Below are 9,512 nucleotides of genomic sequence, written 5' to 3' on the forward strand. Positions count from 1 at the left end.
GTCTGGGTGCTGGCGGCGTGGATGCTGGCCAGGCGAAGGGCCCGTCGCGGTCAGCAGGCCCGCTAGGCCCCCGGGCCCGGTGCGGCCAGAACCTGTCCGACTGTCGGACAGGTTTCCGCGGGCCGCGGCTGCCCGACTGTCGGACAGGTTTCCGCGGGGTGCCTCCGCCGGGGAGGCCCTCCTGGACTCAGGGGGGAGGAGGCGCGGGCACGGTGCGGGCCGAAGTGGGCTCGCCCAGGATCAACAGAAGCTCCGCGCGGCGGTTCTCGCCCCGCCCTGCCGGCGTTCCGTTGGAGCCCGCGGGCCGGCGCGCACCGAGGCCCCGGGCTTCCAACCGGTGAGCCGGGACGCCCTTTCGCACGAGGTACTCGCGCACGGCCTCCGCGCGAGCGAGGGACAGGCGCTGGTTGGATGCGGACGACCCCTCCGCATCCGTGTGCCCTTCGATGACGACGCGCTCCACTTCGGGATGCTCCAGCAGCACCCGCGCCACCTGATCCAGGACGCGAGAGCGGCCCGGCAGCGTCGTCGCGCCGACCTCGAAGAAGACCTGGCCATGGAGGACGAGTCGCTCCCGGGTCAGCGTGACGAGCGAGTCACCCGTCTCCGGGCAGCCGCCGTGCTCTCGGGTTCCCCGCTCGTGGATGCAGGCGTCCAACACATCCACGACACCGTCACCATCCGAGTCGGTCTCGGAGACAGGCTCGTCCTTGGCGGGCTCGGGAGGTGGAGGTTCTGAAGGCGTGGGCTCGGGTTCGAGCTGGGGGGCGGAGGGAGCACGCGGGAGCCCCTGGACGAGCTCGTAGACGATGTCCTCCGGAGGCGGAGGAGGCGGCTTGTCGAAGAGCAGGGCGAATCCCGCGAGCACCCGGTAACGGGGCGCGCCCGGCTCCGCGCCCAGGCCCGCGCCGCCCAACGCGAAGAACTCCCAGGGCCGGGCCGGTGCGTAGCGCAGGCCGCCCAGCAGCTCTCCGCTGGTGCGCTGCTGCCGCCACGAATACGCGCCGAGCGCCGACACCTCCGCGCGCAGGGCATACCCCACCGTCAGTCCCACGCCGGCGCGCAGCTCATTGCCGACGCCGTTGAGGCTGTCCACGCCGGAGTCCGTCGAAACGGCGCGACGCAGGAGCACGCCCACTTCCAGCGCCGGAGCCACGGGCCCCCAGCGCTTGCCCATCATGAGCCGTCCCTGGCCGCGGACGCCCTGATCACGCGCGAGTGCGCCCGAACCACCCACGGGCAACCGCACGTCCAGGTCGAGCGCCAGGTGGAAGGCCTCGGGAGCGGAGGTCCCCAGCAGCCCCAGTCGGGCAGCGAGCCGCGGCGCCCCCAGCCCGCTGCGTGACGGCGGGGAGATGGACAGCACGGTGCTCACGTCCGCGCCGCTCTGATGGATGACGCCAGGAAGCTGGGCCTGAAGCTCCAGCCAGGGCAGCACGCCGACGGCCAGCGACACCACTCCGGTGGTCCGGGACAGGACGAGCGGGTATTCGTCCGGCCCGTTACGGACCGTCAGCGCTCTCCGCTGGTAGTGCGCCAGCAGGGAGATCCGCAGCGCTCCGGGCGCCAGCAGCTCCCCGCTCCCCATCGTCAGGGGGCCCAGGCCCGGGTTCGGGTCCAGGCGCTCCAGGGAGAACGTGGGCAGGGGCGTGGCGTCCTGGGCACGCGCGGGGGTTGCGAGCAGCAACAGCCCCAGCGCGGCCCCGCCCACTGCGCATCGGTGCAAGGCCGGACCCATGCGCGCATCTTCCGTCATGTCCCGCCCGGGCTGAAGGGGAATGGCGGCTGGACTCGCACCTGCGGCTCCCCTCCCCCTCACGGGAATACGCTCATGCAAAGGCAGTCGATCATGGGGAGGGTATTCTCACGCGCTCGGAAACCTTCACGCCTGTGATGATTGATGCGGCGGGGTGCCCCAAAGTACCGAGCCCGATATCCTGTCGAGGCAGCGTGGACCCAGAACCCAGGAGGGCACATGCGAGTAGCGATCATCGCAGGGCTGATGGCTGTCGGGGTGTTGGCGGGATGCGGACGAGAGGATTTGAACCAAGACGCGCAAGGCATCCTGGCGACGCGTGAGGCCGCCCTGCCATCCGCATCGGAATGCGAAGACACGTGCGAACAGCTGCGTATCGCCTGCCTCGACACCGCGGAGAACAGCGCCCAGCGCATGGTGTGTCAGCGCGACTGGCTGGCATGCAACGAGGGCTGTGCTTCTTCCAATGCCGCGATGGCTCCGCCGGATAGCTGTGACCCGTTCGAGGACGACGGCTGGTGTCCCGTCTCCAGCAACAAGATCACCTGCTTCAACGGCGTCCAGATGGATGCCCACTGGACCCCGGACGGCTGGTGCATCAACGCGGACGTCTGCAAGAACTACGGGGGCCCCTGGGCCTGCCCGGAATGGTGAGCGCCATGAAACGACAGACACTCGCTCTGGCCTTCAGCGTGGGGATGATGGTCGCCGGCTGTGGACCGGAGGCCGTGCCCGCCACGGAGACCGAAACGACCGAGGACCGGGTGCACGCCATGGCTCCGCCGGACAGCTGTGATCCGGACGTCGACGTCGGCTGGTGCCGCATCACCACCGACCGGGTCCGCTGCGCGAATGGCTTCTACATGTATGCCTATTCGACGCCGGATGGCTGGTGCATCCGTTACGACGCCTGCAAGAACCAGGGCGGACCGTACGTCTGCGGTCTGTGACGCAGTCCCATCCCTGCCCGCTTCACGGGCAGGGAGTCCCTGCCTTCCTGCTTCATCACCACCAAGTGCCGGCCGCCAGGCGAGAGGAGGATAACAGCCGCTAGCCATTGCGCCCGGGACCCGGGTTATTGCCTTCCGTCAATGGATGCCTGGCGCCATTCATCCGCCAGGCACAGCCTGCTCCACGGTCATTGCGCCACCGGAAAGCCTTTTCTCACGCAAGCGGCAGCGCGCGGCAATGTCGCCCGGAGCGATGGCCGCGGGAAGCAGCCTCGACGCCGCGGCCAGGTGAGGCTCGGCACGGTCGCACTGCCTCGCGACGCTCCAGCGAACCCCCAAGGTCATGCGTGTCGGGTAATCGTCGGCGGCAAACCGGAGTGCCTGCGCTTCGATGGCGTCGATATTCGAAGCGGTTCCGGCCGCATGGCGGATGACGAGGAGCGCCACCTCACGTGAGGCGCCCAGCAACCCGAACGCGAGCAGGAGCGCCACGCCGCACCACCGGACGGCTCCTGAAAGGTTACGCCCCAGCGCGGGAGGGCCCCCTGTTTCAGCAGGCCTCCGGGGCAGAAGCGTGCCAAGGAGGACGGCGGTAACGCCTGCTGCCGCAGGGGTGATGAGCACCGCGTCGATGGCGCCCAGCCACGTCGTGACCATGAGCAGGGCCGCGGCAGCGCCCCCAGCCAGTGCGTCGTCCGCGCGCGGCGAGCGCAACAGCGTGCGGCCAGCGCGCACGAACAATCGGAGCGCGACGAGAACAAGCAGCGCGAAGGCAAACAGGCCTCGCTCGGACATCACCGCGACCCAGTCGCTACTGGGATAGCGATTCGTGGGCTCGTAGCTCTTCAGGTGCACGGATGGGTCATTCGCCTCCGCGAAGCGTGGATACTGTACCGGCCAGTTCCCGGGACCGACGCCAAGAGGCCAGTAGGCCCTTGCCATGCGCAGCGACGTCTCGTACTGGATCAGCCGCCCGCGGCCGCTCCCCGAGTCCGCCTCCACGAGCCCCCAGAGCGTGTCCCGATAGGGGTGTGGCGAGTTCCAGCGCAAGCGGTTGGGCAGAAAGAGCGCCGCCGTGCCACCCAGCACCAACGCAAGCAGGACGGCAGCCCCTCGCCGACGAATGCTCCCATTGCCTGTGCGCGGCGCGACGTACAACACCAGCGCGGTGGTGAGGGCGACCCCCAATGCGGCCCCCAGCCACGCGCCTCTCGACCTGGCAATCACAACCACATAACCCGAAACAAGAGCGCTTGCGAGGGCGAGCACTCTCCACCGCCTGTGCTCACCGAGCGCCAGACACGCCGTCGCTGGAAGTCCCAGCACCAGCAGGTGCGAAAGGGCGTTTCGATTCCCCAAAGGCCCACCGGGCACCCGGTGAGGGGCGGACAGCCGAGGCGTCAGGCCATTCGCCTCGAGTGCCGCGATGAGCGCGGCCAGCAGGAGCGTGGAAATGACCGCGGCAAGCAGTACCCCGCGTGCCCGTGAGGGCAGTCCACGCGCGACGAGGAAGACGAGCACCCCGCTTGCCGACGTCCCAAGAGACGACCAGGCCAGTGACCGATTCGTGGCGACCGTCAGTACGGAGGTGACACCCAGCACGAGGAAGAGAACCAGGGCCCAGGTTTCGGCGTCCAGCCAGCTGTCGCGCTCATGCACGACGTAAAAAGCCGCTGCGAGAAAGGAAGCGAAGATGACAATCGCGGTTTTGGGCTGGAAGAAATCAAGCGGGTCGGTAGGAGGGACCGGCCATGCCGATAACACGCTGCCGAACACCCCAGCCGCCAGCAGCAAGGTGACAATCCATGCCGCGCCACGCTCCGCGAACGGCCTGGGAGGGGGCTTCATCGCCGCAGACGGCAAGGGCTCGCGGGCCGCGCTCGACATTCCAGTCCCCTCCCCTCATTGCAGGGACGACCTGCTCGTGAACCCGGGTATGGGGGGCCACTTCAGCGCCAACCGTGGCAGCGCGAACGGCATATCGACGGGACGCAGGAAGAGGATGAGCGCGCCAAACATCACAAGGGCGAAACCCAGCAGTCCATGAACCAGCGCGATTGCCGCATGAAAGGAGATGCCAAGCACGAGCAGCACCGCACGGGCACGGCGTGTCGCGAGCACACCGGCGAAGAGCATCATTTCCAGCAACAGCGACCCCCACGTCATGAGGGTGATGACCATGCCGTTGGTGAGCAGGGGCATGACGAGTGTCCGGACAGGCTCAGCGAAGCCAAACCACGGATCCGTGAACCAGTAATACACGGCCGTCCCGTCGCGCCACTCAGCCACCTTCATCTTCGAGACACCCGCATGGAAATAGATGCCAGCGACCTGGATCCGAATGGCCCAGAGGCACGTGAGCGCGACGAATCGCGCGCTCAGGCTTGCGAGCGTCCCACCTGGCGTCGACAGGCCCTGTTCATTCAGCGCAGGAGGATCCCAGTGCCAGCGCCGGGAGTCGGTGAGCGTCACTGGAATGAGCAGGAACGAGAGGACAGTGGCCGCCTGGTCCCCCCCGTCAACCACCTTCGACGCAGTGAAGAAGCTCATCGCCACGTACCAGTGCAGCACCCCGGTAACCCGTGGGCGCCACCCGCTTGCGACGAGAGCGAGCACGAGGATGGCAAGCCAGCGAGCCACCTCCAGGTAGGCGACTCCGGCGAAGCAGAAGAGGCCCATGCGCGCAGGGCCTCCACAGTGGGACGCATTGGGCACGTCCACCGCCACCAGGAAGAGGTCGGCGGGAGAGGTGAACAGCAGCGTGCCCAGCATGCCCAGCGCGATACACGAGCGGGCGAGCCCCACGACATTGGAGTGCAGAGGCTGCTCAAGCGAGGACCGCACCCAGCTGCCCAGCCGGCTCAGCACGAGACCTCCAAGGGCACGACACGCAAGGGCATCGTCACGGGCGTGGGGGACTGCGCCCAGGCCCACGGCACGAGCCGCTGCAGGACGATGGCGGTCGTCCCGCACATGGTAGGCTCTGGGAAGGTGTTCTTCACTGCGCGCCCGGGTGGAAGCTTCGCCAGACATTCCTCGACGGATTCCTCACAGGGCAGCCAGGCGTCCTCGGGAAGGCCGTTCACCAGCCGTCCAATCTCCAGCAACTGCGCGCGTGACTTGCGGCGGAGCCCTCCGACGTTGGAGAGACGGCCATGGGGGGCCAGGAGAACCGACTCCCAGGTGGAACCGCGGAGCACGTATGCGGTCCTCTTCTCCTCGCGGGGATTGCGCGTGAAGAATGACCACCCCTGCGGTGCCCACAAGAACGTGTGCAACTGCTTCGCGTAGGGCAGGCGCACGGGACTATAGGGCAGCGCGGGGTAGATCGAGTACCCGATGGCGACAATCCATGCGAGCCCCACCGCGATGGCAACCGCCCCCAGTCTTGCGTGAATGACTCCTGGGGCAGGTGCTGATTCGCTGGCAGCGGTGATGCGTCTGGAAGAGTCCATGATGACACGTTGGGGCAGGCAGTGGACCGTCGGCGCCAGTGCGCAGGCCTGAGCCGTGCGCACCAGCGCCATGACATCACTACTGGACCGCGAGTCGCGTGGCGATCTTGTTGATCAACTGGTCACGCGCGAGCTGTGCGCCGCGCCACGAGTTCTCGCCACCGGAGTCGGTATGGTCGTAGGTGGTATTGCCCGTGGCAATGTTGTCGGAGTCAATGTTTCCGGAATCAGTATTGGTCAGGTAGGTATTGCCGGAGTCGGTGTTCTCAAGCTCATTGTTGCCTGAGATGGTGTTCGCCTCCATCGTGTTGCCTGATTCCATGTTTCCGGCGATCGAGTTGCCGTAGGCCGTGTTGCCGATCTCGCTATTACCGGAGACAGTATTCTCGTAGACGGTATTGTCGGATTCGGTATTGTCGGTGGAGCCCATGGCGGTGAGTTCACGCTTGGGGCTCACCTTCCGGACAAGCGCCGCGCTTTCGCGCAGGGCCCGCTCGATGCGCAGGTGGTTTCCACTCTGGACCTCCACACCGAAACGGTCGAAGAACGCCGGATCGGCTTGACGCATGTTCGCCACCAGCGTGGCCTTGGAGCGCTCCCGTGCGGCCTGCTTCTGGGGCGTCAGCCGGGTGGGCGACGGGCGAACTCCCATCTCCGAGTATAGCTCCCCGAAGACTCCCTCACGGAACGCAAGGTCGCCGAAGAGCTTCTCGCCGCTCTGCGCCTGCCAACTCCGAGCCGACGATACGCCGTTGCCGCACGCGACCATCAACGACGCGAGCCCTACAACCGTCACAGCTCCTGCCAACTTCTTCAGAAGTGGAAGCCTATGCCGCTGCATATGAATGAACCTCATGTCTTGATGATTGGGGGACGAGGGGGCTGAAGGACTGCAAACCAAAAATCGTGCACCCTCGACATCCTGGAAGTCAAGGTTTTTCCAGGGAGAATGGATTTTCTGCTTCATGCGGCTTGCGGAGTCCTGGGCCGGATGTACGGCGATCTCCGCCCTGGTACATTGCAAAGGAAGAACTCTTGAAAATGCGCAAGCGGCCAATCATTGCCATGCTTTTGCTTCTCTTCTTCCTGCTGCCCAGCCTGGGAGTGGCGGGCTTGTGGCTGGCAACCCCCGACGCATCGACACTGTCGCGGCATCACCCTCGGCACACCCAATACATGCTTCTGCGGGCGCGGGAGCAGGGACTGCCCGACCACACCTTCTCGTTGCAGTGGATTGCACTCGAAGATGTTTCGCCACTATTGATTTGCTCGGCTGTGAAGGCAGAGGACACGGGCTTCTTCCGACATCATGGAGTCGAGTGGGGCGAAACGCGCCGCATTGCCTGGAAATGGCTCACGGGGAGCGCCACGCATGGCGGCAGCACCATCAGCCAGCAACTTGCCCGGAACCTCTACCTTTCCCCAGACCGCAACGCGGTTCGCAAACTGCGCGAGTTGTTTGCCGCCAATGAACTTGAGAGGACCTTGGACAAGCGCCGGATCCTTGAGCTCTATCTCAATACTGTCGAATGGGCAGACGGGGTGTGGGGCATACGAAACGCCAGCCTGCACTTCTTCAACAAGGAACCTGGCGCGCTGAATGCCTTTGAAGCCGCGTTTCTCGTGAGCCTGCTGCCGGCACCGCGTCAGCCATTGCTCGGCTCGAACGGCTATCGAGCCTTCGTCGTCCAGTCGCGTGTACTGGGCCAGCTTCGGGCCTCGGGCCTGCTGGACACGGACGAGTACCAGCGTGGGCAGACACAGGTGCGGACTCTCTACAGACAACTCCTCCGAGGACAGCGGGTGGAAGAGGTTCTCACGGGAGGACGTTCCACAGGTCCTGAGGTGCGTGGAGCTTTCCCGCTCCACGAAGAAGTGGATGAAGTGCTCCGTCAGGAATGTGGGCTTGAGCAGGAACGTGCCGCAGCGAGGGACGCGATGGCTCCGCCGAACTCCGGCATGAAGTCCCCCTCCCTGCCCCAGCATGGGCAGGAAGGTCCCATCGACTGACTACTTCCCGCCGCGCTGAGCCGCCTCCAGCGTGTTCTTCATCAGCATCGCGATCGTCATCGGACCCACGCCACCCGGCACCGGCGTGATGAAAGACGCGCGCTCCGCCGCCGCCGCGAACTCCACGTCCCCCACCAGCTTGCCATCCGCCTTGCGGTTCATGCCCACGTCAATCACCACCGCGCCGGGCTTGATCCACGCGCCCTTCACCAGCTCCGGCACGCCCACCGCCACCACCAGGATGTCCGCCTGCGCCACCTCCGCCGGCAGGTCGCTCTTGCGGTGGCACACCGTCACCGTCGCGTCCTTCTGGAGCAGCATCAGCGCCTGCGGCTTGCCCACGATGTTGCTGCGGCCCACCACCACCGCGCGCTTGCCCGCCGGATTGCACCCCACCTCTTCCAACAGCCGCATCACGCCGTAGGGCGTGCACGCCCGCGTCGCCGGGCGGCCCAGGAGCAGGTTTCCCGCGTTCATCGGGTGGAAGCCGTCCGCGTCCTTCTCCGGCTTCACCGCCGCGATGATGGCGTCCGCGTCGATGTGCTTGGGCAACGGCAGCTGCACCAGGATGCCGTGCACGGCAGGGTCCTCGTTCAGCCGGTGCACCAGCGCCAGGAGCTCGTCCTGGGTGATGGTCTCGTCCGGGTGGTGCTCCCAGGAGTTGAAGCCCACCTCCTCGGCGGCCTTCTTCTTCCCCGTCACGTAGATCTTCGACGCCGGGTCCTCACCCACGCGCACCACGGCGAGTCCCGGGGTGATGCCGCGCTCGGCCTTCAGGCGCGCCACCTCCTCCTTGATCTCCGCCCGCACGCGCGCCGCCACTGCCTTGCCGTCAATCAACTGAGCCGTCATGAGAGCCACCTTATGCAAGACTGGCCCGGCACAAGGGAGCGAAGCGAAGGCATGGGCGCGGGAAAAGTTCTCGGGGCGATGTTGGGTCTCATGGCCGGCCTCCTCATTGGCGGGCCCTGGGCCATCGTGCTCGCCCTCATCCTGGGCACGGCCCTGGGCCACTACTTCGACGAACAGCACGCCGCGCCCCCGGACTTCCCTGAAATCTTCAGCGACTTCCCCGCCACCTTCGAGTCACCTCCCGAACAGGCCCCCCTCCCCCAGGGCCCGGGCGAGTTCCCCATCGTCCAGGCCCCGGACGAGGACCCGCTTGACCGCGACATCACCGCCCTCTTCGTGGACGTGGCCCGCGCCGACGGCGACATGCGCCGCGAAGAGGTCCGCGAGGTCCGCCGCTACTTCGAGGAGGTCCTCCACGCCGACGCCCACACCGTCCAGGCCGTGCGCCGTTACCTCAAGGACTTCCTCGCCCGCCCCGCCTCCCTGGAC

Annotated in this window: 10 protein-coding genes; 4 read left to right on the plus strand and 6 right to left on the minus strand. The window is 66.7% G+C overall.

Translation table 11 applies throughout. The features are described 5' to 3' along the window. Positions 1-187: 187 nt before the first annotated feature. Complete coding sequence (locus D7Y21_RS37835; protein ID WP_147469488.1) at positions 188-1,738, minus strand: OmpA family protein; 1,551 nt, start codon at positions 1,736-1,738, stop codon at positions 188-190. A 237-nt stretch (positions 1,739-1,975) separates the two neighbouring features. Here D7Y21_RS37835 and D7Y21_RS37840 point away from each other — a divergent pair, with 237 nt between their 5' ends. Together D7Y21_RS37840 and D7Y21_RS37845 are read left to right on the plus strand one after the other, a co-directional pair. Then, entirely contained in the window at positions 1,976-2,410 is a 435-nt protein-coding gene (locus D7Y21_RS37840; RefSeq protein WP_147469489.1) for a hypothetical protein, read from the plus strand. A 5-nt stretch (positions 2,411-2,415) separates the two neighbouring features. After that, positions 2,416-2,706, plus strand: coding sequence for a hypothetical protein (locus D7Y21_RS37845; protein WP_147469490.1), 291 nt, complete (start codon positions 2,416-2,418; stop codon positions 2,704-2,706). Between the two features lie 159 nt (positions 2,707-2,865). Here D7Y21_RS37845 and D7Y21_RS37850 read toward each other — a convergent pair whose 3' ends face one another. From D7Y21_RS37850 to D7Y21_RS37865, 4 genes are read right to left on the minus strand one after another with little or no spacing between them, the layout of a single operon-like run. After that, a complete protein-coding gene (locus D7Y21_RS37850; protein WP_121718295.1) occupies positions 2,866-4,593 on the minus strand; it encodes an O-antigen ligase in 1,728 nt (575 codons plus the stop codon). Between the two features lie 15 nt (positions 4,594-4,608). Next, positions 4,609-5,574, minus strand: coding sequence for a sporulation-delaying protein SdpB family protein (locus tag D7Y21_RS37855; protein ID WP_158627411.1), 966 nt, complete (start codon positions 5,572-5,574; stop codon positions 4,609-4,611). After that, positions 5,568-6,233, minus strand: a complete 666-nt coding sequence (locus D7Y21_RS37860; RefSeq protein ID WP_121718297.1) for an SdpA family antimicrobial peptide system protein — start codon at positions 6,231-6,233, stop codon at positions 5,568-5,570. Before D7Y21_RS37860 ends, D7Y21_RS37855 begins: the two co-directional genes overlap by 7 nt. A 7-nt stretch (positions 6,234-6,240) precedes the next feature. Continuing rightward, a complete protein-coding gene (locus D7Y21_RS37865; RefSeq protein WP_147469491.1) occupies positions 6,241-7,128 on the minus strand; it encodes a hypothetical protein in 888 nt (295 codons plus the stop codon). Positions 7,129-7,202: 74 nt separating this feature from the next. Between D7Y21_RS37865 and D7Y21_RS37870 the strand changes: the two genes are divergently transcribed. Then, complete coding sequence (locus tag D7Y21_RS37870) at positions 7,203-8,171, plus strand: biosynthetic peptidoglycan transglycosylase (RefSeq protein ID WP_121718299.1); 969 nt, start codon at positions 7,203-7,205, stop codon at positions 8,169-8,171. On the opposite strand, the gene folD is transcribed toward D7Y21_RS37870, so the two are convergent. Beyond that, positions 8,172-9,023 carry a bifunctional methylenetetrahydrofolate dehydrogenase/methenyltetrahydrofolate cyclohydrolase FolD gene (folD, locus tag D7Y21_RS37875; protein ID WP_121718300.1) on the minus strand — a complete coding sequence of 284 codons (852 nt, stop codon included), beginning with the start codon at positions 9,021-9,023 and terminating at the stop codon, positions 8,172-8,174. Between the two features lie 90 nt (positions 9,024-9,113). Here folD and D7Y21_RS37880 point away from each other — a divergent pair. Next, on the plus strand, positions 9,114-9,512 hold a 399-nt coding region (locus D7Y21_RS37880; protein WP_233612450.1), incomplete at its 3' end, for a TerB family tellurite resistance protein.

It is taken from the genome of Corallococcus sp. AB045, from assembly GCF_003668895.1.
Taxonomy (GTDB): domain Bacteria; phylum Myxococcota; class Myxococcia; order Myxococcales; family Myxococcaceae; genus Corallococcus; species Corallococcus coralloides.

What these genes read in the sequence shown, in the direction of transcription:
- D7Y21_RS37850 (WP_121718295.1), bottom strand. Translation starts at nt 4,593, where the DNA reads ATGTCGAGCGCGGCCCGCGAGCCCTTGCCGTCTGCGGCGATGAAGCCC.
- folD (WP_121718300.1), bottom strand. Translation starts at nt 9,023, where the DNA reads ATGACGGCTCAGTTGATTGACGGCAAGGCAGTGGCGGCGCGCGTGCGG.
- D7Y21_RS37835 (WP_147469488.1), bottom strand. Translation starts at nt 1,738, where the DNA reads ATGGGTCCGGCCTTGCACCGATGCGCAGTGGGCGGGGCCGCGCTGGGG.
- D7Y21_RS37865 (WP_147469491.1), bottom strand. Translation starts at nt 7,128, where the DNA reads ATGAAGCAGAAAATCCATTCTCCCTGGAAAAACCTTGACTTCCAGGAT.
- D7Y21_RS37840 (WP_147469489.1), top strand. Translation starts at nt 1,976, where the DNA reads ATGCGAGTAGCGATCATCGCAGGGCTGATGGCTGTCGGGGTGTTGGCG.
- D7Y21_RS37860 (WP_121718297.1), bottom strand. Translation starts at nt 6,233, where the DNA reads ATGGCGCTGGTGCGCACGGCTCAGGCCTGCGCACTGGCGCCGACGGTC.
- D7Y21_RS37845 (WP_147469490.1), top strand. Translation starts at nt 2,416, where the DNA reads ATGAAACGACAGACACTCGCTCTGGCCTTCAGCGTGGGGATGATGGTC.
- D7Y21_RS37870 (WP_121718299.1), top strand. Translation starts at nt 7,203, where the DNA reads ATGCGCAAGCGGCCAATCATTGCCATGCTTTTGCTTCTCTTCTTCCTG.